Origin of the sequence: Alcaligenes sp. EGD-AK7, assembly GCF_000465875.3 — a bacterium.
Classification (GTDB): domain Bacteria; phylum Pseudomonadota; class Gammaproteobacteria; order Burkholderiales; family Burkholderiaceae_B; genus Alcaligenes; species Alcaligenes phenolicus.
Genome location: NZ_AVOG02000045.1, coordinates 1 through 24595, shown reverse-complemented (window position 1 = coordinate 24595; position 24595 = coordinate 1). Strand labels below are relative to the sequence as shown.

The following is a 24595-nucleotide window of genomic DNA, read 5'->3' as shown; positions in this document are numbered from 1 at the left end:
TCTCTGCTTCACGACTTCAGGCCATGAGCATGAAAATGGCCTGGCGTGATGCCAAAGCGCCGTCTAAATTGGCGGTGAAAGTAGGACAGATCTGAAAATCCCACTGAATAGGCTATTTGCGCCACCGTGTTGGACGATGTCTGGCGCAGCAGCTGTGCGGCTGCATCAAGCCGCAGCTGCATTAACTGGGCTGTAAAAGTACTTCCCTGTGCTTTGAACAGTTCCTGGACGGTACGCGGTGCCATACCCAGGTGCTCGGACAGGGCTGCAATATTCAAGGCGGGATCACCTAGTCGATCAGACAGATAGCCCAGTGCATCTTCGTACCGAGCCGCGCTTGGAGCAGGCGAGGCAGAGCGCCGCTCGTTAATGCTCATGGCCAACAGGTCGCGCAGACAACGCCAGGCCTGATCGTGCTGATTGGCCCGCAGGCCATCGGCAGACAGCAGCAAGCCTTGTAGATAGTGTTCCAGCAAGTGCAGGCTGGCACCTTGCGCCAGAGGCTGGGCGACCACGTCATTCAAAGGGCCGGTATAGGGTAGCAGCCCCTCCAGCGGCAAGCGCAGCGTGGTCATGATGACCTCGTCCACAAAATCCAGTGTGAAGGGGCTGGTGCCTATATTCAGGCTCAGGCTCCCGGCGGGGAGCCATTGCTCACGCCCGTTCTGAATCAGGCGGCAGTGGCCTTGTTGATGCACATTCAAGAACAACCAGGGCTGATCCGTTTGCGGCCTGCTTGTGCTGACCCGATAGGGCTGAGCGGTCAGCCGGTTGATCGCTACCTCCCCCAGACGTTGCGAGCGCAAGGTGCCATGAAAGTTTTGTCCGTGGCACTGCGTTTGCACATGCTGAAAGGACAGTGAAATGGCTTGAGTCCAGAGCTTGGCGCCTTGTCCGGGTGGCAAAGCCTGCGTATCCCAGTGGTAGTTCGTGCTCATGCGTTTTTTTTCGTCTTCTGCGCCATTGTCCAGATTGGGCTGCGCCCCAGTCCACGACACAGAGAGGCATTCGGCTCAAGAATAGTATCTAAGACAGTACTGCATGGTGAGCTATGGCGCACCTCGGTGGCTATCGGGTTTAACCATGAAGGGTGCCCAAAGCGCACCTGGAGACAACACAGGAAAGGAGCAGTCATGACAGAGCAGCTAAAGCAGGTCTACCCCTACATCAACGGACAGGCCTGGAAATCAGAAGGTCAGTTGCATAAGGACCTGGTCAATCCCTATACGGGCAAACCGCTGGCTCGCGTTTTTCTGGCGACCAAACAGGACATTGAAGAAGCGCTAGCCAGTGCAGAACGTGCACAGCGCATCTGGGGCAAGATGCTGGCCCGTGAACGTGAAGCGATTTTGTGCCGTGCGGCTGACATTGTGGAACGCCGTCGCGACGACATCGTGCGTGTGCTGGTTGAAGAGGGCGGTAACGTCTTTGGCAAGGCCATGTTCGAGTGCGATTACATCGTCAGCACCTTCCGTATTGCCGCCGGTCAGACCCGCGATATTCGGGGTGAAACCATGCCGTCGGACCTGCCAGGGCGTATTTCCATGAGCATTCGTCGTCCTTTGGGCGTGGTGGCTGGGATCGGGCCTTTCAATGCACCTTTGCTGCTCAATGGCAAGAAGTTGGCCCCGGCACTGGCGGCGGGTAACAGTTTCATCCTGAAGCCTTCGCCGCATACGCCTATGGCTGCCTTGATGTTTGCCGAGATTCTGGAAGAAGCCGGTCTGCCTCCCGGTGTGTTGACCGTTCTGCTGACCACCGACGAAGCTCTGGGCGATACCTTGTTCTCTGATCCGCGCGTCAAACTGGTGACTTTCACGGGCTCGGCTCGAGTGGGTCGTATCCTGGCGGATCTGGCTGGTCGCCATCAAAAGCGCATTGTGCTGGAGTTGGGTGGTAAAAGCCCGGTCGTGGTGCTGGATGATGCCACGCTGGATTACGCTGTGCGCTCCGCCGCTTTCGGCATCTATTTCAATCAGGGCCAGGTGTGCATGGCCAACTCGCGCATCATTGTGGAGCAGGGCATTTACGATGCGTTCTGCGAGGCCTTTGCCAAGCAGGTGGCTCGTATTCCTACTGGTGATCCTGCTTTGCCACAAACCGCGGTTGGTCCGCTGATCAGTTCCGAACAGGCTGATTTTGTGCAGGCCCACATTCAGGACGCCGTCTCCAAGGGGGCCACCTTGCTGGCAGGTGGCGGCCGCGAAGGCAATGTGATCCAGCCTACGGCCTTGTGCGATGTGACCCCGGACATGCATCTGTACCACGAAGAGACTTTTGGTCCTGTGGCTGCCATCTACAAGGCGCGCGACTACGAGCACGCCCTGGAAATGGCTAATGATACTTCCTACGGCTTATCCTCTGCCATTCTGACCAACGATCTGCAAAAGGCCATGGATTTTGCCGAGCGTATCGAGGCAGGTTCGGTCCACATCAACGACAACTCCTTTGATGATGATCCGAATGCGCCTTTCGGTGGCTTCAAGGACAGTGGCTACGGCAAGGAAAATGGCCGCTACTCGATTGCGGACATGACCGAATTGAAGTGGGTCACCATTCAGCAAGGGGAGCGCCAGCTGGCGTTCTAAGCAGGCCTAGGGACGTGGCCAGTTCTTGACCAGTTGCGCGATGCGGTTGATGCGATGGTCAACATACGGGCTGCGTCCATGATACAGAGCGCTAAATGGAGTGCCTGCGTTATAGATATGGATGGTTTGCATCCCTAACTGGTGGGCACTTTTCAAATTGCGCAGGGTGTCTTCGACCAGAACAATGTCGCGGGCCTGGGATTTCAGCACGGCCAGAGCCTGCTTCATCAATGCCTGAGAGGGCTTGGGGCGATAACGGCCTTGCAGCTGCATATGCTCGATGGCCCATAGCCCGTCAAAGACAGGCAGCAGATTCAGGGCTTTCAAGACGCGCTGTGCGTACTCCAGCGGTGCATTGGTCAGCAGCAGTTTGTAGCCAGGCAGACGGCGCAATTGGTAGGCCAGGCCTGGTTCGGCGCTGATCAGGGAAGGCACGTCAAAGTCGTGAGCGTGTCTCAGGAATGTCGCCGGGTCTGCTCCATGGTGGCGTTGCAGGCCGATCATGGTGGCGCCGTAACGTTTCCAGTATTCCAGACGCAGCCGGTCGGCCTCGTCCATATCCACGCCCAGCGTTTGCGCCACGCCGATGCGCATGCGTCCATCAATCGCCTGGAAAATGCCTTTGGAGGCATTGTGCAGGGTGTTATCCAGATCAAACAGCCAGATGGTTTCATCTGGCTGACAGGCTGACAAAGGCCGTGCCCAGGCATGGGCACGGATAGGAGCGCGCACGGATTAGTGCGAGCTGATCATGGTGCCCACACCACGGTCAGTCAGGATTTCCAGCAACAGGCAGTGAGGGACACGGCCATCAATGACATGTACGGAGTTGACGCCATTGCGCGCTGCGTCCAGGGCCGAAGAGATCTTGGGCAGCATACCGCCGGAGATGGTGCCATCAGCGAACAGTTCGTCGATGGTCTGAGCTGACAGGCGACGCAACAGTTGACCTGCCTTGTCCAGCACACCGGGAGTGTTGGTCAGCATGACCAGTTTTTCAGCGCTAAGCACTTCGGCCATCTTGCCGGCAACGACGTCGGCATTGATGTTGTAGGCCTGACCGTCTTCACCGTATCCAATTGAGGAGATCACGGGGATGAACTGATCGTCCTGCAGGGCTTTGACCACTTCAGGCTGGATGCTTTCAATATCACCCACAAAACCAATATCCAGCAGCTCGCCAGGGTGTTCGGCATCCGGCAGCATTTTCTTGGTGACGCGAATCATGCCACCGTCTTTACCGGTCAGGCCCACGGCCTTGCCACCGGCTTCATTAATCATCATCACGATGTCTTGCTGCACCTGCCCGCCCAGCACCCACTCCACCACTTCCATGGTTTCTGCATCGGTGACACGCATGCCCTGAATAAAGGTGCCTTCTTTGCCCACTCGCTTGAGCGCGTCATTGATCTGGGGGCCGCCACCGTGCACCACAACGGGGTTCAGGCCAACCAGCTTGAGCAAGACGACGTCATGGGCAAAGCTGCGCTGCAACGCTTCTTCAGTCATGGCGTTGCCACCGTATTTGATGACGACGGTCTTGCCGTGGAAACGGCGAATATAGGGCAGGGCCTCGGACAAAACTTCTGCTTTGACGGTCGAGGAGTAATTCTGCGAATCTGTGGTGCTCATTGATGCGCTCACTTGAAGAAAACCCGGGTCCACTGCTGGTACCCGGGGTTATGTGGCTGGGGGCAGAAACAGGCTTTTAGCTGCTGGCCAGGGCTTTTTCGACGGTGGCAATGAATTCCTGCTTGTCGTAGTTACCCAGGTAGCGCTTGATGATGTGGCCCTGTTTGTCGAGTAAAAAGGCAGTGGGCGTCAAACGGACGTCCCCAAAAGCCTTGGCGATTTCGCCCTTGTCGTCATGGACAACCGTGAACGGCAGTTGGCGGGATTGGGTGAAGTTGCGCACGTAGTTGATGGGGTCGTGCTTCATGGCCACGGCCACAATATCAAACCCTTTGCCGGACATGGCATTGAAGTTCTCAATGTTGTCAGGCATTTGCGCCACGCAAGTGGTGCAGTCCGTGGCCCAGAATTTCACCAGGACGACCTTGCCTTGCAAGTCTTTGGTTTCAAAGTGCTTGCCATTCAGATCGGTAAAGGCGACATCGGGGGCGCTGGCCTTGGTGCTGCCGGACATGGTCCAGACGCCCAGACCCACGGCAATGGCAACAGCAAGGGCAATGATGACTACTTTTTTCATTGGACGGGCATAACTTCTACAGAGGAGGCGGGCGCAGGCTCAGTTGCAGGGGCCGCTGTGCCAGAACTATTGCTTGGCTGATTATTGGTGCTCAAAGGCTGTGCCAGGCTTTCGGCGCTGACGTATTCAAAGAGCTTGGCCACCTTGTTCACGCCAGGGACGCTGGAGGCAGCAATCGCTGCGCGTTCGCCTTCTTCACGGGTAACGCGGCCCAGCAGATAGACCACGCCACGCTCGGTGGTGGTGGAGATCGTGCGGCTGGGAACGTCTTTGGCGTTCAGCAAGGCGGTGCTGACGCGGGTGGTGATCCAGGAGTCGTTCGAGCGTACGCTCAAGGGGGTAGGTTCACCCACACGCAGTTCGTTGACCACGCGAGTTACCTTATCAACCTTGGAAACCAGGCGAGCAGCTTCCTCCTTGTCGGCCTGGGTAGGCACATCACCCGTCAGCAGGGCAACCCCGGCGTAAGACGTGGTATTGATGCGGCCTTCCTTGTTTTCCAGCAGGCGACGTGTTTCCGCACCGGCTTTCATGACAATGGTTTTGTCCTCGACCTGCTCGCCCGTAGTGCGGCGGTCGGTAGCGACAACGGCGGTTGTGGCTGCAGCGCCGCCAACTACCAGCAGACCGCAACCGGTCAGCGTAGTGCTGGCCAGCAAGGCGGCCAGAATCAAACGGTGTTTCATAGTGGATCTCCGAGCAGCAGCGCATCAATGCCATCGCACATGGCGTGCAACAGAACAATGTGTACTTCCTGAATACGCATGGTTCGATCGTGCGGGACGCACAGATGGATGTCGGTATCCGAGAGCAGGTCGGCGATTTGTCCGCCGCCCTTGCCGGTCAGGGCAATAATGACCATATCGCGCTCGCGAGCCGCTTCGATGGCGCGGATCACGTTTGGCGAATTGCCGCTGGTGGAGATGGCCACCAGAATATCGCCAGTCTGGCCCAAGGCACTGACCTGGCGTTCAAAGATGCTGTCAAAGCCATAGTCATTACCCACCGCCGTCATGATGGAGGTGTCGGTATTCAAGGCAATGCCAGCCAGGGGCAAACGGTCGCGCTCAAAGCGGCCCACCAGCTCAGCAATAAAGTGCTGAGCGTCGGCTGCTGATCCGCCGTTTCCGCAGGCCAGAATCTTGCCGTCGTTGGCCAGGGTGGCAAACAACAGCTCGACAGCGGCGGCCAAAGGTTCGGCCAGTTCGCGTGTGCTGGCTTTGAGAGTATCGACGGAATCGTCGAAATGCGAAGTCATTAAGGCGATAAGGTCCATAGCGCGCATTATCGCACGGAGAATTTCCCCGTGGGGCAGGCAGATCGTGTCATGTTGAAAAAAACGCCACGGTATTGAAACCAGATGCTGTAACAGGGCCGAAATACGGCGCGGCGGTTGAGATTTTTGTATAGGACAGCGTTCTTGTCTGAAAATTCCCAGGGTAGCTTTGCTGCTTTTTATTTTTCAGCGCTGCTCGAAGGCGTTCTGGATCCAGATCAGGGTGTCGTCTTCAATGGCGATAACGTCAAATCGGCAGGCGGGCAGCCTGCCCTGGAAATGGCGCTGGCATAGCGTCGGCAGCCATTGTTGGGCTGTCAGGATCAAGCGCCGTTGCTTGTCCCGGTTTACACTGGCAAGCGCCCCGCCGTAGCCCTTGTGATTGCGCTGGCGCACTTCCAGAAAGACAAGATAATCTTGATGCCACAGAACCAGGTCAATCTCCCCAAAGCGAGTACCCAGTTGACGGGCCAGAATACGGGCACCCTGCGCGGTGACATGATCGCAGGCGCGCTGTTCAGCCTGGTCGCCGCATTGCTGGCTGGGAGAGCGCCGTGGCCTGTCCTTTCTGGCTGCAGGACGACTACGTTGTTTGCGCCGCAGTTGCCGGTTTTGAGCCTGGCGAGCGTATTCAAAGGGATTCATAGGGATACACGATGATCAATAAGCAGGATCAAGCATGAGCGATACCGAAAACCGAACAGGGAATGCCGGCGTCTGGCAAAACATGATGGACAAGGTGCAAGGCCAGGTCTGGCCACAGTCTTGCCTGTATGTGGTGGCCACGCCCATTGGCAATATGGGAGACCTTAGCCTGCGCGGCTGGCAGGCGCTGGAACTGTGCGACATTATTGCGGCAGAGGATACGCGGGCAACCCGCCCTTTTCTGCAGGCTTGGGGCATACAAACGCCTTCGATGGCGGCGCATCGCCATAACGAGGCCCAAGCCGCTCAGGCAATTATCGAGCGTCTGGAGCAGGGACAGCGAGTGGCCTTGGTATCGGATGCGGGTGCGCCTGCTGTCAGTGACCCCGGTGCTCGTGTCGTACGTTCAGTGCGGGAGGCGGGCTTTCAGGTGATTCCTTTGCCCGGTGCCTCGGCAGTCATTACCGCCCTGATGGGTAGTGGTGCAACCAGTGACGAGAACCCCGCTTTTGCTTTTGCCGGTTTCATGCCGCCCAAAACTGTGGCGCGCCGTAAGTGGCTGCAGCATTGGTCCAGCCTGGGTATGCCGGTATTGATGTTTGAGTCTCCTCACCGTTTGCGTGCGGCCTTGCGCGATATGGAAGAGGTGTGTGGCCCGGAGCGCGAACTGACTTTTGCACGTGAGTTGAGCAAGCGTTTCGAGCAGATTCATACCGTACCTTTGGGGCAGGCCTTGGCCTGGCTGGATGAAGACAGCCACCGCGAGCAGGGTGAATTTGTCCTGATTCTGCATGACGCTGTGCGCGAAGTGGACGAGGATGCGCCGGCGCTGGATGCCACGACAGCGCGCTGGATGAAAGCCTTGCTGGAGCAGGTCTCGCTGCGTGATGCAGCCCGGATTGCCAGCCAGGCGACCGGAATTTCTCGCGATGTTCTGTATGCCTGGGGTCTGGCGAACTCGCCCAAGGACTAGGGCGCCTGGGTTTAGCGAACGGCAACCGAAGGGCTCAAGCCAGTTTGCTGCTGGATACGGTAAGCCGCGTTAATTGCTTCGGTCCGATTCTGATACGGGCCAATTTGTACCCGGTACAGATCGTTGTGCATCTGTACTTGGGCATCGCGATACTCTATCTGCGCAATCTGGCGATTCAACTGCTGTGCCAGGGCAGCCGCATTTTCACGGGCAGAAAAAGCGCCAAATTGCAGGTAGACCCGGCTCTGGCCGGACGGGGCCTGCGGCTTGCTGGTGGCGGCGGGCGAGGACTGCACAATCAACTGCTGATCGCTGGCGTCGCTGCTCCAGCTAGGCGAATCGTCCAGCTCTATCTCTATGTCTTGCTCAGACAAGGCGGCCAGGGCGTCCGGCGTGGGCTCCAGTTTTTCGGTAATCACCAGGCTGGATTTGGGAGCCGGAGCGGCGGGAGTCGGCTTGGGAGCCGGAGCCTCGGCAAGTTCAATGTCGCCCCGGCCAAAACTGCCACTGCGTATTTCTTCCTGTGTGATGGATTCAACTATCACGGTGCCGCTGCCGGGTGCAATCAAGTCCAGCTTGGCGGCGGCAACGTAGGACAAGTCGATGATGCGTGAGCTATGAAATGGTCCACGATCGTTAATGCGCACAATGACGGATTTGCCTGTTTTGGGCCGGGTCACGCGAGCATAGCTGGGAATAGGCAAGGTGGGATGTGCCGCCGTCATGGCGTACATATCGTAGGTTTCGCCATTGGCTGTTTTCTTGCCGTGAAACTTGCGTCCGTACCAGGAGGCGGTGCCGGTCTGGGTAAAGGCTTTGTGTGAAGTGTGGGGAACAAAGCTTTTGCCGAGCACGGTATAGGGGCGGGTATTGCTGCGGGCGATGGGTTCTATTCGGGGAACTGCGTCGGGGGTGGCTTGAAGATTGGCGGGGATGCGGGCGTCGGGGCCATCGTCTTTGTAGTAGCCCCCGCCTCGGGGCGCTGAAACGGTGGCCCCTGATTTGGCTTTGGGCTTGGCGCGTTTGGGGCTGGATGCGCATCCGGCCAATAAGGCCAGGATGCTCAGGATGGCGCCTAGTTTGCGTACAGTTGGGCTCATGGGACGGGATTAATGGGCGGTTGATTGCGATGGCGCACCAGCAAGGGGGCGTAATCGGCAAAGCGCAGCGCCAGTTGTTCGGTAACGTACACAGAACGGTGCTGGCCGCCGGTGCAACCAATGGCGACCGTCAGGTAGTTGCGGGTGTCCTGCATATACAAAGGTAACCAGCGACGTACAAAGCCGGCGATGTCATCTACCATGGTCTCGACGGAACCGAACTGGGCCAGCCATTTGGCTACTGGTTCGTCGCGGCCTGTCATGGGGCGCAGCTCCGGGTCGTAGTGGGGGTTGGGCAGGCAGCGAACGTCGAACACCAGATCTGCATCGCCGGGCACGCCACGCTTGTAGGCAAAGGATTCGAAAGTCAGCACCACGCTGGCGCGGTCGGCTTGCACCAGATCTCTAATCCAGGCACGCAATTGGCCAGGGGTCAAGTCGGTAGTGTCGATAATGTGACCCAGCTCGCGCAAGGGGGCCGTCATTTCACGCTCAACGGCAATACATTCTTCCAGGGAAGGCGAGCGGCCATCCTGACGCAAGCGGTCTGTCAACGGATGACGACGGCGTGATTCCGAGTAACGCTGCATCAGCGTGTGATCGCTGGCGTTCAGGAACAGGACACGCAGGGAGTAGCCTTCTTCATTCAGTTTGCTGATGACACCGGGAAGGATGTCCAGATCACCGGCGCCGCGCACGTCAATGGCAACGGCCAGCCGCTCCAGTCCTTGTTCGGCAGAGCGCTCGACAAATTCGGCCAGAAATCGGGGTGGCAGGTTGTCGATGCACAGGTAGCCGGTATCTTCCAGCAAGCGCAAGGCAACTGATTTTCCCGAACCGGATATGCCGGTAATCAATACAACTTTCAGCATCGTGGCAAAGGGCTCCGAGTCGCCGCCCGGCGGGCAGCGTTTAGGTGAAACAGGACAAAGCTGTCAGGGCCGTTAAGTGCCAACCGGCCCTTGAGCGCCTAGTCGTCGCGACTATTCATGATAGCCAATGCCTGGCGCTCGATGAAGTCGCCCATGGTATCAATGCCGCGAAAGGCCAGAATGGTGTTGCGCACGGCGGCTTCCACCAGCACGGCCAAGTTCCGGCCTGCGGCCACTTGAAGCATCACGCGTTTGATGTCCACCCCCAGCACTTCCTGGGTCTGATCCTGCGTAGGCAGACGCTCGAAGCTGTCGGGGTTGGAACGAACCAGGTGCACAATTAGTTTAAGCTTCATTCTACGACGAACGGAGGTTTCGCCGAAAATGGTGCGAATGTCCAGCAGTCCCAGCCCGCGTACTTCCAGCAGGTTCTGCAGCAGAGGCGGGCATTGGCCGTCAATCATGTTGGGAGCCGTGCGGGACAGCTCAACCGCATCGTCTGCAACCAGCCCGTGTCCACGGGAGATCAGCTCCAGCGCCAGTTCACTTTTACCCAGACCGGATTCGCCGGTAATTAACACGCCCAGACCCAGCACATCCATGAACACGCCATGCATGGTGGTTTTGGGGGCCAGACGTTTGCCCAGGTAGATGCGCAGCAAATCGATAAGCTGGGCCGCATCGATAGGGGTGTAGAGCAGCGGCACCCCTTGGGTTTCGCAAAACTGGATCAGATCGTCGGGCGCAACGGCGTCGTTGGCAATGAACAGGGCAGGAACACCGCCTTGCCTGAGATCATCCAGATGATGCAGGCGACGTTTGACGTCAAAGCGGTTGTAAAAAGAGAGTTCTTCAGGGCCGAAAACCTGAATGCGGCCAGGGTGGATCAGGTTCAGGTGGCCGACCAAATCCGCGGCAGAGGCGCCAAGATCGGGGATGGGGCGTTGGGCAGCTTGTTTTCCGGCTGCCCAGCTTACCTCGAGCTTGTCATGATTATCATTGACCAGTTCTTGAACTGTCAGCATCGGGATGTTCCGCGTTGAGATCAGGGGTCTGGGTCAGGAGTTGGTGGATTTGAACAGGGTCCGTTTCCTGGGCCAGCGCCTGGCGGATGTCCTGATCGGCCATCAAACGGGCGATCTCGGCCAACAAGTCCAGGTGAATTTGAGTAGCCGTTTCGGGAACCAGCAAAAAGAACAGCAAGCTGGCGGTACGACCGTCGCTGGCATCAAAACGCACCGGTTCGGCCAAACGCATGAAAACGGCACAAGGCTCCTTCAAGTCCTTGATGCGGCCATGCGGGACGGCTACGTCGTGGCCAAGAGCAGTGGAGCCCAGACGCTCGCGAGCGATCAGGCTATGGAAAACGGCTGTCCGGGCAATGCCGTGATGGTTCTCGAAAATCAGTCCGGCTTGTTCAAAAGCGCGCTTCTTGCTGGTAACAGCAAGATCCAGAACCACGTTGGACAAAGGCAAAATACGCGACAAGAGATTCATGACGGCCATTATAGGGGGGAATGTTTTTTAGCTAAACATTTTTTGGATGGCTAACAACAGGCGGACACTGTGCCAAGAAACACAAAACCCCGAACTTCTGAAAGAACGGGGTTTGTCGGCAGGCGGCTATGCCTGCTGTAACAGTTCGGCGTGATCAGGCTGCCGGAACTTCGAGCCGCTTGGCGGGCTCATGCGCATGGCTGTTTGCCTTTTCCTTGTATTTCAGAATCTGGCGGTCGATCTTGTCGGCTAGCAGATCGATGGCGGCATACAAGTTTTCGTCTGAAGAGGCGCAGTGTATATCTTTGCCGGGGACACGGACGGTCACTTCGGCATTGTGCTTCAGGCGTTCAATGGAAAGCATAACCTGCGAGTCAACCACGTTGTCGAAGTGCTTTTCAATTCGACCAATTTTGCTTTTGACGTAGTCGCGAATGGCAGGAGTTATGTCAAGATTACGGCCAGTGATGTTAAGGCTCATATAGGCTCTCCGTAGTAGTCAAACAACATGTTTCAGAGGGGGGGATATCTTCGTGTTTAGCCTCCTTACTACTGATCTTGGATATTCCAGTATACCTATATGTTGGTCAGATAACATGACCTGGATCAATCTGCGGTGTGCAGGAAAACCCTTGCTCCGACAGGCCCCGTTACAGGGCCACAAGTCGGCTTACATTCGGAAGTTCGAGCCCAGGTAAACCTTGCGCACGGCTTCGTTATCGATGATCTCGGACGGGTGCCCGCTGGTCAGTACCGTGCCTTCGCTTATGATGTAGGCGCGGTCACAGATGCCCAGGGTTTCACGCACGTTGTGATCGGTAATCAGCACGCCAATATTGCGGCCTTTCAGAAATTGCACAATGCGCTGGATTTCAATCACGGCGATCGGGTCCACCCCAGCAAAGGGTTCGTCCAGCAGAATGAAACGAGGGTTGCTGGCGAGCGCGCGGGCAATTTCTACGCGGCGGCGCTCGCCACCAGACAGGGATAGGGCGGTATTTTGACGAATGTGCGCAATTTGCAGCTCGCTGATCAGGGTTTCCAGGCGCTCGTTGATGTCGTTCTTGCTAATGCTGCGGCCGTTATCGTCCAGCTGCAGTTCCAGCACGGCGCGGATGTTTTCTTCAACCGTCAGGCGGCGAAAGACGGAAGCATCCTGGGGCAGATAGGACAGGCCCAGCCGTGCCCGCTTGTGCATGGGCATGGCGGTAATGGGCGTGCCATCAATTTCAATACGGCCTGCATCGGCGGGCACAATGCCCACAATCATATAGAAGCTGGTGGTTTTACCAGCCCCGTTCGGGCCTAGCAGGCCCACCACTTCGCCGCTTTCCACATTCAAAGAAACATCCTGCACGACCGTACGTTTGCCGTAGGTCTTGCGCAGTCCCTGGGCAATCAGACTGCCTTTGGTCGAGTGGCTGGCGCGAGTAGGGGTAGACGGGTTGTTAGAAGCAACCATGATTCAAGGGGGTCCGGGCTATTTGCGGGGGGAGGACTTGCGTTGGCATTCGGCCAGAGCAGCATCGGCATTGGCGCGTGGGCGGGCCACAGAGCGGACCCGGCCATCACGTGTGGCGGAGTCCGAACCACCAAAGGCCTGGTACGTGCCATCTTTTTGGCGGTAGATAATGCGCTGGCCCTGGACAGAGTCCTGCAGCTTGCCGCAAACATAGCGATTGACGACTGCCTTGCCAATCAGCTCGACCTCTTCGGTTTTGCCGTTGTAGATGGCTCGGACACCTTCAGCGACCATCAGTTCAAACTTGGCCGGGTCTTCCTGACGAATAGTGACACGGGCGCGCTCGGTCACCGTTGCGGTGCCATGCTGGAAACCTTCCGCGTCCTGCTCGATGGCCAATTGGTCAGCCATCAAGGTCATGGCGCCACGGGTCAGGATGATGTTGCCTTTGTAAATGGTCTGCTTGGCAATATCGTCGTAAGTCAGGGTATCGGACAGCACGGAGGTGTCCGGTTCGGCGGCAGCAGAGGCAGCCGCTTGGGCCAGAGCAGGGGCCGTAGGCAGCAAAGCCAGGCTGGCAGTGCTCAGGCACAGGGCCAAGGCACCACGCAAAAGGCTAAGAGAGAGCTTGGGCTTGTGGCCCAGGCGGGCGCTGTCAGGCGTGGTCATGGAGGGGAATCCTTAGAGCTATTGGAAGAACGCGCTTTTTGTGTTTGTTGGCCGGAGATTTTAACGTCGGATTCCGACATGACGTTCAATTGGCGAACGCGATTATCGTAACGCATCCCGGTACCGCGCATGGTGGATTGGCCGTTGACGACCAGGGCCGGTTCGTTGGTGTACACCACGTCCTCTTCGGGCAGGATGATCAGCACTTCGCTGCGCACGTCCATCGCCTCGTCATCAGGTGTGGCCTGGCGGTGAATATGGGCATTGCCTTTCATGGTGATGGTGTCCCCGCCTGCATTCATGTGTGCCGTATCGGAAGTGGCAATGGTCAGGGGCGAATCGGCCCTGTTGCTGACCGCGCGTGGGGAAGTAATGTCGTGCGAGTCGTCATCCGGGTAGTGATAGGCAATCTTGCCATCCAGGCGGCTGATGGCCATCCCGGTCTGGTCGGAGCTGATCATGGTGAAGTCGCGCGCCCAGGAGTCGGGTTCGTGGGTAATGCGGCGTGGCGGGTCAATGGCGACCGAGCTTTGGGTGTAATCGACCGCCCACAGCGTTGCCAGCACCAGCAAGGTCAGCAACAACAGGGAAATGACGGTGGGTAGACGGTCACGCATGATTACTGAATGACTCCCGTGGTCTTCAAAGGACCACCTGTAATAAAGGGCGCAAGGCGACCCTGGGAGGCCAGGATGGCATCACAGCATTCGCGCACTGCGCCGTGGCCGGCCGGCTGTGTGGCTACCCAGCTGGCAATTTGACTGATATAGAAGGGGGCACCAGGCACGCTGGCGGAAAAACCGACGCGCTGCATGGCGGGCAGGTCGATCAGATCGTCGCCCATATAACCCACTTCACTTAGGGACAGGCCGTTTTCCTGAGCCAGGTGGGTCAGGATGGCAATTTTGTCGCGTACGCCCTGGTAAACAAAAGGAATGCCCAGTTCGGCAGCGCGACGCGATACGATGCCGCTTTCGCGTCCGGTAATCAGGGCGACATTAATGCCGCTTTCGCCCAGCATGCGTAAACCGTGGCCGTCCAGAGCGTGAAAGCTCTTGAACTCCTCGCCGTTCGCGCTGTACCACAGGCGTCCGTCGGTCAGCACGCCGTCCACGTCAAACACCATCATGCGCAACTGACGTAATTGGGTGCGCACGTTCTCGGGCAGCTTGGCCAGAATTTGAGCTTCAGCGGGATGGAGCGGGATGGTGGGCGTATTCATCATGATCAGATTACCTTTGCAGCCAACAGGTCGTGCATGTGCAGAGCTCCCAATAGTAGCCCGTTTGTGTCCAATACCAGCATTTGGCTGATACGCAGGGCATCCATTTGCTCGGCTGCTTCAATGGCCAGGGCTTCGGCGGCAATGCTGCGCGGTTCGCGCGACATGCCTTCAGATACTGGCAGATTGCGTATATCGCCGGCACGAGCAATCAGGCGGCGCAGGTCGCCATCGGTGAACATTCCAACGGGGTGGCCTTGTGCGTCCGTGACAATAGTCATGCCCATGCCTTTGCTGGACATTTCTATCAGGGCATCGGGAATCAGGGTCTCGGGGGAGACGATAGGCAGTTGTTCGCCGCTGCGCATGATGTCGCGCACAAACGTCAGTAGTTGACGGCCCAGCGCACCACCGGGGTGGGAGCGGGCGAAGTCTTCGCGGCTAAAGCCTCGTGCTTCCAGGCAGGCAACGGCCAGTGCATCGCCTAATACCAAGGCGGCTGTGGTACTGGCCGTGGGAGCCAGGTTGAGTGGGCAGGCTTCATGTTCTACATGGGCATCCAGATGCAGGTCGGCATTTTGGGCCAGTTCGGACTGGGCATTGCCGGTGATCGCAATCAGTTTGGCACCCATGCGGCGCAGCACAGTCAGCACCGTGACCAGTTCCTGGGCCTGCCCAGAGTAGGAAATGGCAATGACCACGTCCTGCTTGGTAATCATGCCCAGGTCGCCGTGCAAGGCTTCGGCAGCGTGCATGAAAAAAGCGGGAGTGCCGGTCGAGGCCAAGGTAGCCGCGATCTTGCGCGCTACGTGGCCGGACTTGCCTATGCCGGTCACCACCACACGGCCCTGACAGTGCACGAGCAGTTTGGTGGCTTCTACAAAACTTTGGTCCAGACGCCCGCCCAGCGCTTGTAACGCGTCAACTTCAATGGCGAAGGTGCGTTGTGCCGAGGACAGGATATGTGCGGGGTCTAAAAGTGCCGGTGTATTCATGGCGAAATTGTAAACGTGAAGTGTCTGCTTGGCATGTAGATTTGCAGGAGGCAAATTGTAAGGTCAGATGGCCTTGGACCAGTGGCAAGCCGAATAGTTTAGGGTTAAGATACGTCTTGTTTTGTAATTTCAGTAATTACTGAAAATTCAGGAAGCCATGAATCTAGGACCACAGGCAGAGCGTTTTATTCTGCACTTTGGGGAGATGGGCGGGCGCTGGGGGGTCAACCGGACGGTGGGCCAGATCTATGCGCTGCTGTTCATTGCCCCCGAAGCCCTCCACGCCGACGAGATCGCTGAAACGCTAGGCATCTCCCGCTCCAATGTCAGCATGAGCTTGCGCGAGTTGCAGTCCTGGCGACTGGTCAACATGACGCACAAGATTGGCGAGCGCCGCGAATACTTTGAATCCCCCAAGGATGTATGGGATATTTTCCGTACTTTGGTGGAGGAAAAGCGTAAGCGCGAGATTGATCCCACATTGACCTTATTGCGAAGTATCCTAATGGAAGCGCCCGTCAATGACGAAGAGGAATATGGGCAGCAGCGCATTAACGAAATGCTGGAATTGATCGAGTTGGCTTGTGGTTGGTTTGACGAGGTTCATCACTTACCGCCCGAAACCCTGCAAAATCTGATGCGTTTAGGTAGCAAAGTTCAGAAAGTGCTGGGGTTCGCCGGGAAGATTCGCAAAGCTGATCAAACTGGGGGTCGTCATGATTGATCTGGATGTCGTTACCTTGTCGCGGTTGCAATTTGCTTCCACCGCGATGTTCCACTTTTTATTTGTTCCCTTGACGCTGGGCCTGTCTTTTTTGCTGGCCATTATGGAAAGCGTCTACGTCATGACGGGCAAGGCCATCTGGCGCCGCATGACCAAGTTCTGGGGCGTACTCTTTGGCATTAACTTTGCCCTGGGTGTCGCAACCGGGATTGTGATGGAGTTTCAGTTCGGTATGAACTGGGCCTATTACAGTCACTATGTAGGCGATATTTTCGGCGCACCGCTAGCCATTGAAGGTTTGATGGCTTTTTTCCTGGAAGCAACCTTTGTCGGCCTGTTCTTTTTCGGCTGGGATCGCCTCTCCAAGCTGGGACACCTGATTGTTACCTGGCTGGTTGCCATCGGTACCAACCTGTCGGCCCTATGGATTCTGGTCGCTAACGGCTGGATGCAAAACCCGGTCGGTGCCATCTTCAACCCCCACACCATGCGTATGGAAATGACCGACTTTGCCGAGGTCATTCTCAATCCCGTTGCGCAAGCCAAAGTTGTTCATACCGTCAGTGCCGGCTATGTCCTGGGTGCCATGTTCGTGATGGGTATCAGTGCCTGGTACTTGCTGCGTGGTCGCCATATTGATCTGGCCAAGCGCTCGATGACGGTAGCGGCCAGTTTCGGCTTGGCAGCGTCCCTGTCCGTGGTGGTGCTGGGTGATGAAAGTGGTTACCTGACTACTGAACACCAGCAAATGAAGATCGCAGCCATGGAATCCATGTGGGAAACCGAGGAAGCCCCTGCCAGTTTCAATCTCTTGGCCTGGCCTGATCAGGAGGCCCGTGAAAACCGCTTTGCCGTGGAAATTCCATGGGTGATGGGTTTGATCGGTACACGCTCAGTCAGTACCCCCATGCTGGGCATTAATGAACTGGTCGAACATGCCAAGATTCGTATTGCCAATGGCTTGCGTGCTTACGAGGCACTGCAGCTGGTGCGCGCTGATGACAGCAATATCGAGGCCCGCCGCGTCTTTGACAATAACTGGAAAGACCTGGGCTATGCCTTGCTGCTCAAGCGTTATACGGACGACATTACCAAAGCCGATACCGAGACCATCGCCCAGGCTGCCTGGGATACGGTGCCACAGGTTGCGCCCCTGTTCTGGAGCTTCCGTGTGATGGTGGCGCTGGGGCTGTACTTCATCCTGTTCTTTGGCGTGGCTTTTGTGCTGGCATCGCGTGACCGTCTGCAACGTCACCCGCGCTTGCTTAAAGCAGCGGTCTGGAGCATTCCCCTGCCTTGGATTGCGATCGAATGTGGCTGGTTTGTGGCCGAGTTCGGACGTCAGCCCTGGGCGATTGAAGGTGTCTTGCCTACCTACTATGCGGCCTCTGGTCTGTCCTTTGTGGACTTGATGATCAGTATGACCATTTTCCTGTTGCTCTATACCACTTTGGCGGTGATTGGCATCAAGGTCATGCTGCACTCGGTGCGTAAAGGTCCGGACGAGGCTGGCGAGACCGCCACACCTTCCGCTTTGTCTTATGGTTCGCGCAACGCTCCGTTGCTGCGCGGTTAAGGAGGGGGAACCATCATGGAAAATTTGATTCTTCTCGATTACGACACCTTGCGCATCATCTGGTGGTTGCTGCTGGGCGTTTTGTTGGCGGCATTTGCCATCATGGACGGGGCCGACCTGGGTGTGGCTATGGTGTTGCCGCTGGTTGCTCGCACTGATGATGAGCGGCGTACGTTGTACAACGTGATTGGCCCGGTCTGGGAAGGTAACCAGGTTTGGTTGATCGTGGCCGGTGGTGTGGCCTTTGCAGCCTGGCCCTTGCTGTATGCCATGGCTTTCTCGGGCTTTTACCTGGCCATGATGCTGCTTTTGGTCGCCTTGATTGTTCGCCCGGTGGCCATCAAGTATCGCAGCAAGCTCAGCTCGTCGCGCTGGCGTCGTAACTGGGACGCGATCTGGACCGCCTCCGGCCTGGTTTGTGCTCTGGTGTTTGGTGTGGCCATTGGGAACGTCATGCTGGGCGTACCTTTCGGCTTTGACGAGACAACGCTGCGCCCCATGTACCAAGGCAACTTCTTCGGTCTATTCCAGCCCTTTGCCGTTCTGTGTGGCTTGCTCAGCGTCCTGATGCTGGCTTTCCAAGGTGCGGTGGTGGTTGCCTGGAAGGGCAGTGATCATGTGGCTCGTCGTGCGCGTGCCTGGGCCCTGCCGTTGGGCCTGCTGTCCATTGTGGCTTTTGCTGCCGGCGGCTGGTGGATCAGTGCCATGAATGGCTATAGCATGCCTTGGCCCGAGGCGGCCCACGCCATGTCCAACCCGATTGGCAAGACGGTCGATATGGTTGAAGGTGCCTGGTTGGCTAACTATCGTACCTGGCCTGCCTTGTGGGCAGCCCCCATTGTCGGTTTTGCGGGCTTGCTGTTCGGTGCCTTGCTGGCTGGTCGTGGTCGCGGCTTGTTGGCTCTGCTGTTCTCGTCCTTGGCACTGGCTGGCATCATCCTGACTTTTGGTTTTGCCGTCTTCCCATTCCTGCTGCCTTCGTCCTTGAACCCCGGTTCCAGCCTGACCCTGTTTGATGCCTCAGCCAGTCATCTGACCTTGTGGATCATGCTTTTGGTGACACTGGTGTTCCTGCCCATCATCGTGCTCTATACCTCCTGGGTATATAGCGTAATGCGTGGCAAGGTGTCGGTTGCCAGCATGAAAGATTCTTCTCATTCTTACTAAGGAGGCCAGCGCATATGTGGTACTTCTCTTGGGTTCTAGGTTTGGGTCTGGCCTGCGCATTCTCCATCCTGAATGCGATGTGGTTCGAGCTTCGTGAAAACACCGCTTTGCAGAGCGCAGCCGCCTCCAAGGCTAAAGCAGATATCGAGGTCTGATTGACACCGCAAAGTCCAACGGCGCAACAATGGCTGGGGCAATTCTCCAGCCGCGCCCGCACGGCTTTGCGGGCTTCCATGCTGGCCCCCGTGCTGGCCGGCGCTTTACTGATTCCCCAGGCCTGGTTGCTGGCAAAGATTGTGCAAGCAATTGTGGTCGATGGCTTGCCCTGGACAGGGCAGCTTTTCTCTATCCTGATGGTGGCCGCACTTTTGTTGCTGCGTGCCGCTATTTCCGCTTTTGGCGAGCGCCGTGCGCAAAAGGTTTCAGAACATCTGAAACAAGGACTGCGCTCCGAGCTGTTTGCCCGACTCTTCCGCAGTACGATGCCGCGTTTGCGGGCCAGCAATAGCGGCGAACTGTCCACCAGCTTGATCACGCAAATTGAAGCCCTGGATGGCTTTGTGACTCGCTATATCCCTTGCATGGCAGCGGCAGCCCTGGTTCCTTTGGCGCTAGTGCTGGCGGTCTTGCCGGTGGATGGCATTGTTTCCTTGATTCTCTTGTTGAGCACACCTTTAATTCCCCTGTTTATGGCCTTGGTGGGCTGGGGGGCGGAAGCGGCCAGCCGTGAACAACAACAAACAACGCTGCGACTGTCCGGCTTTTTCGCCGACCGGCTGCGCGGCATTTTTACCCTGAGCCTGATGGGGCGTGGGCAGGACGAGTTGCAGCGTGTGGAATTGGCCAGTCAGGAGCTGCGCACACGTACCATGAAAGTGCTGCGAATCGCATTTTTATCGTCGGCTGTGCTGGAGTTCTTCGCGGCATTGGGTGTGGCCGGGATAGCCGTCTACATTGGCTTGGGTTACCTGGGCTATCTGGGCGAGTCCTTCTCGGGCATTAGCCTGCAACAAGGCTTGTTCTGTTTGCTCCTGGCCCCCGAGGCCTACCAGCCCTTGCGCCAATTGGCCGCTAATTATCATGATCGGGCAGCGGCGCGTGCGGCTGCGGTGGAAGTCGACAGACTGTGGGCAAACTTGGGCCAGGATTTGATTCCTGCGGCTCCCACCAGCGCCGACAATGAAGCGGTTTTTCCCAACTTACCGGTACTGGTATTGCGTCATCTGCATTTGCCGCAGTTGGGCGGGCAGGGGACCTTGCTGGAAGTGCCCGGCCTGCAACTTTATATAGATCAGTCATACGCCTTGCTGGGGGCCAGCGGCTCCGGCAAGACCAGTCTGCTGGAAAGCCTGATTGGTTTGCGCCCCTTGGCGCAGGGTGAAATTTTGCTGCGCAACAGCGATACTGCCGGGCGTTTGCTGACGCGCCATGATGGCGTCGTACTGATTTCCCAGCAGGCCTTTTTAGCCATGGGGACCATTGCCGATGGCTTGCGTCTGGCAGCCCCACAAGCCAGTGATGAACAGCTGTGGCAAGCCTTGGAACAAGCCTGTGCAGCCGAATTTGTACGGGCCTTGCCCGATGGTTTGCAAACGGCGCTGGGCGAGGGTGGTTTTGGGCTTTCCGGTGGCCAGATTCAGCGTTTGGCACTGGCCCGCCTGTTTTTGACAGACCCGCATGTGGTCTTGCTGGACGAACCCAGCTCCCGCCTGGATGCGGCGACCCGGAATCGTGTCATGCGCAATATTCTTCGCTTCTGTCAGGGGCGTTGTCTGGTCGTGGCCACGCATGACCAGGAGCTGGCGGCCATGTGCTCGAACCAACTGCACATTGCCCAAGGAGTTCTGACGGCATGAAAGCGTGGTTTCGTCTTTTAGGTTCCAGCCTGCGCGCACGACGTGGGGCCGTATTGTTTACGGTTCTGCTGGCGATCAGCACGGTGGCCGCCGGTGTCGGCCTTTTGGGTGTGGCTGGTTGGTTTCTAAGTAGTGCTTTCCTGGCTACTTTGGGCATCGTGTTCAATCTGTTTGGCCCTTCGGCCATGATTCGTGGCCTGTCTTTTTGGCGTATCGCCTCCCGGTATCTGGAACGCGTCGTCGGCCATGCCCTGACGCTGGATCTGCAAGTACGTATTCGCAGCCTGGTTTTCGGACGCTTGAGCCGATTCAGTCAGTCTCGCTTGGCCCAGTTCCGAGATGGGGAGCTGGCTTCCAGTCTGACCTCTGACGTGGCTGTGCTGGATTTGGTGCTTTTGCTGATTTTGGTGCCGCTGACTACGGCTGTGGTGGCTGGTCTGGTGTTTAGCGCTGTGCTGCAAACCTGGCTGTCCTGGTGGGCCTGGCTGATTCTGGCTTGTTTGCTGATTGCCGCTTGTCTGATTCCGTATATTTGCGCCCGTGGCGCCAGCCGTGCAGCCCAGCAAGTCCATCAACTGGAAAACCGCCAGCGTGTTCTGGTGCATCAGGCCATCCGCGCCTATGCTGATATTCAGGTGTTTGCCGCTGCGGATGCCGTGCAGGAACAAGTGGACAAGCTGGGTCTGGAACTGGGGAAAGCCCGTTTGCGCAGTAATGGCTGGGGCATTGTCGGGCAGTTTTCCCAGCAGGTCTTGATGGGCGTGGCCTTGATGACCTGCCTGCTGGTTGGAGCGCAACAGGTCAATCTGCAAGCCATGAGCGGCCCCTTGTGGGTGGGGCTGGTGTTGGCTTTGCTGGGCTTGTTCGAGATCATGGCACCCATGATGCGCGGTGCGTCCCGCCTGGGAGAGGTTCAGGCCGCCAGTAATCGTTTGCTGACCATTCTGGACGAGCCCGAGGAAACCGCTCAGGCGCAAGGGCAGGCGATTGCGTTGGGCAAGCCAGCCTCCCTCGAAATCACAGATCTTAATTTTGCCTACGGTTCACAGCCCGTATTGGAGCAGTTGTCGCTGCAAGTCCAAGCTGGCGAGCACATTGCTATTTTTGGCCCTAGTGGCTCCGGCAAGTCCACCTTGCTGGGTGTGCTGATGCGCTTGTTGCCTGTTTCGGGAAAGCAGTATCTGGTTGAGGGTAAAGCAGCCCAGCATTGGAGCCGCGCCAGCTGGTTTGATCATTGCGCCTTGCTGGCACAGGACTCGCCGCTGTTTCTGGGTTCGGTGCGAGATAACCTTTTGCTGGCAGAACCGACAGCTTCAGAGCAACAAATCTGGCAGGCTCTTCACGATGCCCAGCTGGACAGTGTGGTACGCGATTTGCCCCAAGGGCTGGATACCTGGCTGGGCGAGGGCGGGCAGCAATTGTCCCTGGGGCAGCAGCGTCGCCTGTGTCTGGCGCGTGTACTGTTGTCGTCTGCCCATATCTGGTTTCTGGACGAACCTACGGCCAGTCTGGATGGCCCGACCAGTCAGGCCTTGATGCAGGATATTCTGGCCGCAGCGCGGGGGAAAACTGTGATTATGGCGACACACGATACCCGTTTGCTGCCTTTGGTCGATAGCGTTTATCAGTTTGAGGCGGGGCGTTTGCAGTGCAAATCCGGCGCAGCAATGGATACTTTAGGACCAAACTAAAAGGACACTTTGGGTCAAGTCTGTAGCGTTTTTTACCCAGCCGCGTCGTATTAGTACAACTTACGGGCACAAGCCGGGCGAGCCCTTGTTGCTGCTGCCCAATTGTGTACACTTGCAACGTATCCAAGTGCGCCCTTCGCGCCCGGATTTTCTGTTGTAGAAGCTTTGACATGCAAATTGATCCCACCCAGTACATCCGTCAAATCATTCGCAATGTGCCGGACTGGCCCAAGCCAGGGGTGACTTTCCGCGATATCACCACCGTCTTGCAGGACCCACGCTCCTTCCGCGTTCTGATTGACCTTTTTGTCTACCGTTACATGGGACAAAAGCTGGATCTGGTGGCGGGTGTGGATGCGCGTGGCTTTATCGTGGGCTCGGTTCTGGCTTACGAGCTGAACCTGGGTTTTGTGCCTGTGCGCAAGAAAGGCAAGCTGCCTTTCAATACCGTGGCCGAAGAGTACTCCCTGGAATATGGCAATGCCAGCGTCGAGATGCACACGGACTCCGTGCGCCCCGGCCAGCGTGTCCTGCTGATTGACGACCTGATCGCTACTGGCGGTACTTTGCTGGCGGCGGCTCGTTTGCTGCAGCGTCTGGGTGCCAACGTGGTGGAAGCCGCCGCGATTATTGATCTGCCTGAACTGGGTGGATCCAAGGCCGTGACAGATTCCGGCTTGTCGGTTTACACCGTATGTAGCTTTAACGAATCTGACCGCTAATTGCCAGAACCGGCGTATTGCCGGTTTGGCTTTGTAGCCTGAATCCCTGCCATGCCCGGAGCATCGCAGGGATTTTTCATGTCTGTCTGCTGGAGAGCGGGACTGGGGTACTGCCAGCCCCGCGCGTGGTCGTAGTGCTTAGAAACGGACCTTCATGAACAGGGAGCCAGCATGGTCCTGATTACGACCAAACTGACCCTGGTAGTTCAAGCCAAAGGAGGTGCTTTTGCCGGCTTTCAGTTCAGCGCCCAATTCGGCGACAGCAGCATTTTTGGCGATAGGCGCGCCGCTGATGCGGAAGCTGCTGCCGGGCAGGGCGGCAAAGGCCAGTTCACGCTCGGGTGTGGTGTCACCCAGGGCATGACGCCAGCCTAAACCGGCGCTCAAGGACAGCGTGGTTTTGGACAAGTCCAGTTCCGTGGTGCCGCGCAGACCTAGCGTGACGGTGCTCAGATTCTGGCGCTGCGAGTCTCCGCGCAAGGCTGCCTGACCACCCGATTCGCTAAAGGAGCCGTGACGCAACTGATGCCAGTTCACGCTGGCATAGGGTTCCACGCTGGAGCGAGGGCTGACGGGCATGCGGTAGCCCAACTGGGCAAAGGCCTGGATGCTGTGTGCTTTGTAATCAGCCTTCAGTGTTTCGTATTGGTGAACAGAGATGGAACGCTCGCTGTCCAGGCTGTGGCGGGTATAAGCACCACCTGCCAGCAGACTCAGACTACCCGAACCCATTTCCCAGGCTTGCGTTCCGTACAGGGCGGCGCTGTAGCTGTTGCTGCGTGAGGTCTGACGGCGGTCGTCCAGCTTGATACGGTTTTCCAGATAGCCCAGAGAGGTACCCATGCGCCAGCCTTGTTCGCCGATGGCGGTATCGCCACCCAGGAACAGGCCGCCCACCTTATGGCGTACATCCTGGCTGTTATCGTCACCGTCCAGATCACGTTGTTGGTGAATCACTTCGGCCCATAAAACGGTGTCTTTGCCGTTTTTATTACGTGCGCCTGAGGCTTGTTTACCCAGGGTGCGGGGCAGCAGGTCGCTGTTGCTCAGCAGAGCCGAGGTGGTTCCTGCATGGATCTGACCTTGTAGCTGTTCCATATAGCCTGCCACGCTGCCAGACTGGGCATTGAGCATCGTGTCATATAGTTCAGCCATCGCGGCTGGTGGCTGGTCCGAGCCGGTATCCAGAGCGTTGGCCACGGCTTTCTGGTTGCCGGTACTGGCAAATGTGGCAAACGGCGTGTCATTGCGCTTGATCATCAAGGACAGGCTGGGGCCATAAAGCAGTGTGGGCGACAGGAAAGCCATGTCATAAGTGATGTGACTGTATTGACCAGTCACACCATTAGCC

27 protein-coding genes are annotated in these 24595 nt (G+C 57.4%); 9 read left to right on the top strand and 18 right to left on the bottom strand.

Features of this window, described 5'->3' with window-relative positions:
* Positions 1-8 precede the first annotated feature (8 nt).
* A complete protein-coding gene (locus N879_RS14555) occupies positions 9-998 on the bottom strand; it encodes an AraC family transcriptional regulator (protein ID WP_009458630.1) in 990 nt (329 codons plus the stop codon).
* A 135-nt stretch (positions 999-1133) separates the two neighbouring features.
* Here N879_RS14555 and N879_RS14550 point away from each other — a divergent pair, with 135 nt between their 5' ends.
* Positions 1134-2588 (top strand): aldehyde dehydrogenase family protein, encoded by a 1455-nt coding sequence (locus tag N879_RS14550; protein WP_021447176.1) that lies wholly within the window; start codon positions 1134-1136, stop codon positions 2586-2588.
* Positions 2589-2594: 6 nt separating this feature from the next.
* Here N879_RS14550 and N879_RS14545 read toward each other — a convergent pair whose 3' ends face one another.
* The 6 genes from N879_RS14545 to N879_RS14520 all read right to left on the bottom strand — a co-directional run bounded on the left by N879_RS14545 (position 2595) and on the right by N879_RS14520 (position 6718).
* Entirely contained in the window at positions 2595-3320 is a 726-nt protein-coding gene (locus N879_RS14545; protein ID WP_009458639.1) for a pyrimidine 5'-nucleotidase, read from the bottom strand.
* A 3-nt stretch (positions 3321-3323) separates the two neighbouring features.
* Positions 3324-4220, bottom strand: coding sequence for an acetylglutamate kinase (gene argB / locus N879_RS14540; protein WP_009458643.1), 897 nt, complete (start codon positions 4218-4220; stop codon positions 3324-3326).
* Positions 4221-4296: 76 nt separating this feature from the next.
* On the bottom strand, positions 4297-4797 hold the full coding sequence (locus N879_RS14535) for a peroxiredoxin family protein (protein ID WP_021447175.1): 501 nt from the start codon (positions 4795-4797) through the stop codon (positions 4297-4299).
* A complete protein-coding gene (locus N879_RS14530; RefSeq protein WP_009458644.1) occupies positions 4794-5483 on the bottom strand; it encodes a BON domain-containing protein in 690 nt (229 codons plus the stop codon). The genes N879_RS14535 and N879_RS14530 overlap by 4 nt, the downstream gene beginning before the upstream one ends.
* On the bottom strand, positions 5480-6073 hold the full coding sequence (locus tag N879_RS14525) for a phosphoheptose isomerase (RefSeq protein WP_009458645.1): 594 nt from the start codon (positions 6071-6073) through the stop codon (positions 5480-5482). Before N879_RS14525 ends, N879_RS14530 begins: the two co-directional genes overlap by 4 nt.
* Positions 6074-6259: 186 nt before the next feature.
* Positions 6260-6718 carry a YraN family protein gene (locus N879_RS14520; protein ID WP_009458646.1) on the bottom strand — a complete coding sequence of 153 codons (459 nt, stop codon included), beginning with the start codon at positions 6716-6718 and terminating at the stop codon, positions 6260-6262.
* Between the two features lie 34 nt (positions 6719-6752).
* Here N879_RS14520 and rsmI point away from each other — a divergent pair, with 34 nt between their 5' ends.
* Positions 6753-7691, top strand: coding sequence for a 16S rRNA (cytidine(1402)-2'-O)-methyltransferase (rsmI, locus tag N879_RS14515; RefSeq protein WP_009458647.1), 939 nt, complete (start codon positions 6753-6755; stop codon positions 7689-7691).
* Positions 7692-7702: 11 nt separating this feature from the next.
* On the opposite strand, the gene N879_RS14510 is transcribed toward rsmI, so the two are convergent.
* From N879_RS14510 to N879_RS14465, 10 genes are all read right to left on the bottom strand, one after another.
* On the bottom strand, positions 7703-8791 hold the full coding sequence (locus N879_RS14510; RefSeq protein WP_009458648.1) for a septal ring lytic transglycosylase RlpA family protein: 1089 nt from the start codon (positions 8789-8791) through the stop codon (positions 7703-7705).
* Positions 8788-9663, bottom strand: a complete 876-nt coding sequence (rapZ, locus tag N879_RS14505) for an RNase adapter RapZ (protein ID WP_009458649.1) — start codon at positions 9661-9663, stop codon at positions 8788-8790. Before rapZ ends, N879_RS14510 begins: the two co-directional genes overlap by 4 nt.
* Before the next feature lie 98 nt (positions 9664-9761).
* On the bottom strand, positions 9762-10688 hold the full coding sequence (gene hprK, locus N879_RS14500) for an HPr(Ser) kinase/phosphatase (RefSeq protein WP_009458650.1): 927 nt from the start codon (positions 10686-10688) through the stop codon (positions 9762-9764).
* Complete coding sequence (locus tag N879_RS14495; protein ID WP_051316301.1) at positions 10660-11160, bottom strand: PTS sugar transporter subunit IIA; 501 nt, start codon at positions 11158-11160, stop codon at positions 10660-10662. The genes hprK and N879_RS14495 overlap by 29 nt, the downstream gene beginning before the upstream one ends.
* 154 nt (positions 11161-11314) lie before the next feature.
* Complete coding sequence (gene hpf / locus N879_RS14490) at positions 11315-11641, bottom strand: ribosome hibernation-promoting factor, HPF/YfiA family (RefSeq protein WP_009458652.1); 327 nt, start codon at positions 11639-11641, stop codon at positions 11315-11317.
* A 189-nt stretch (positions 11642-11830) separates the two neighbouring features.
* Positions 11831-12622: an LPS export ABC transporter ATP-binding protein gene (gene lptB / locus N879_RS14485; protein ID WP_009458653.1), complete on the bottom strand. Its 792-nt coding sequence runs from the start codon at positions 12620-12622 to the stop codon at positions 11831-11833.
* A gap of 18 nt (positions 12623-12640) precedes the next feature.
* Entirely contained in the window at positions 12641-13291 is a 651-nt protein-coding gene (lptA, locus tag N879_RS14480; RefSeq protein WP_021447173.1) for a lipopolysaccharide transport periplasmic protein LptA, read from the bottom strand.
* Positions 13288-13908: an LPS export ABC transporter periplasmic protein LptC gene (gene lptC / locus N879_RS14475; protein ID WP_009458655.1), complete on the bottom strand. Its 621-nt coding sequence runs from the start codon at positions 13906-13908 to the stop codon at positions 13288-13290. Before lptC ends, lptA begins: the two co-directional genes overlap by 4 nt.
* 2 nt (positions 13909-13910) lie before the next feature.
* The gene (locus N879_RS14470; RefSeq protein ID WP_009458656.1) at positions 13911-14516 is read right to left on the bottom strand and encodes a KdsC family phosphatase; all 606 of its coding nucleotides are present in this window, start codon (positions 14514-14516) and stop codon (positions 13911-13913) included.
* A 2-nt stretch (positions 14517-14518) separates the two neighbouring features.
* A complete protein-coding gene (locus N879_RS14465; protein ID WP_021447172.1) occupies positions 14519-15508 on the bottom strand; it encodes a KpsF/GutQ family sugar-phosphate isomerase in 990 nt (329 codons plus the stop codon).
* A gap of 157 nt (positions 15509-15665) precedes the next feature.
* Here N879_RS14465 and N879_RS14460 point away from each other — a divergent pair, with 157 nt between their 5' ends.
* The 7 genes from N879_RS14460 to N879_RS14430 all read left to right on the top strand — a co-directional run bounded on the left by N879_RS14460 (position 15666) and on the right by N879_RS14430 (position 23244).
* Positions 15666-16232 carry a GbsR/MarR family transcriptional regulator gene (locus N879_RS14460; RefSeq protein ID WP_009458660.1) on the top strand — a complete coding sequence of 189 codons (567 nt, stop codon included), beginning with the start codon at positions 15666-15668 and terminating at the stop codon, positions 16230-16232.
* Positions 16225-17808 carry a cytochrome ubiquinol oxidase subunit I gene (locus tag N879_RS14455; protein ID WP_009458662.1) on the top strand — a complete coding sequence of 528 codons (1584 nt, stop codon included), beginning with the start codon at positions 16225-16227 and terminating at the stop codon, positions 17806-17808. The genes N879_RS14460 and N879_RS14455 overlap by 8 nt, the downstream gene beginning before the upstream one ends.
* 15 nt (positions 17809-17823) lie before the next feature.
* A complete protein-coding gene (cydB, locus tag N879_RS14450) occupies positions 17824-18975 on the top strand; it encodes a cytochrome d ubiquinol oxidase subunit II (RefSeq protein WP_021447171.1) in 1152 nt (383 codons plus the stop codon).
* Positions 18976-18989: 14 nt separating this feature from the next.
* Entirely contained in the window at positions 18990-19130 is a 141-nt protein-coding gene (gene cydX, locus N879_RS14445; protein ID WP_009458674.1) for a cytochrome bd-I oxidase subunit CydX, read from the top strand.
* On the top strand, positions 19131-20831 hold the full coding sequence (cydD, locus tag N879_RS14440) for a thiol reductant ABC exporter subunit CydD (RefSeq protein ID WP_021447170.1): 1701 nt from the start codon (positions 19131-19133) through the stop codon (positions 20829-20831). It begins immediately after the preceding gene.
* Positions 20828-22522, top strand: a complete 1695-nt coding sequence (cydC, locus tag N879_RS14435) for a thiol reductant ABC exporter subunit CydC (RefSeq protein WP_009458675.1) — start codon at positions 20828-20830, stop codon at positions 22520-22522. Before cydD ends, cydC begins: the two co-directional genes overlap by 4 nt.
* Positions 22523-22692: 170 nt before the next feature.
* Complete coding sequence (locus N879_RS14430; RefSeq protein ID WP_009458676.1) at positions 22693-23244, top strand: adenine phosphoribosyltransferase; 552 nt, start codon at positions 22693-22695, stop codon at positions 23242-23244.
* Between the two features lie 138 nt (positions 23245-23382).
* Here N879_RS14430 and N879_RS14425 read toward each other — a convergent pair.
* Positions 23383-24595 (bottom strand): autotransporter outer membrane beta-barrel domain-containing protein (locus N879_RS14425; protein ID WP_021447169.1); only part of this gene is annotated, 1213 nt, incomplete at its 5' end.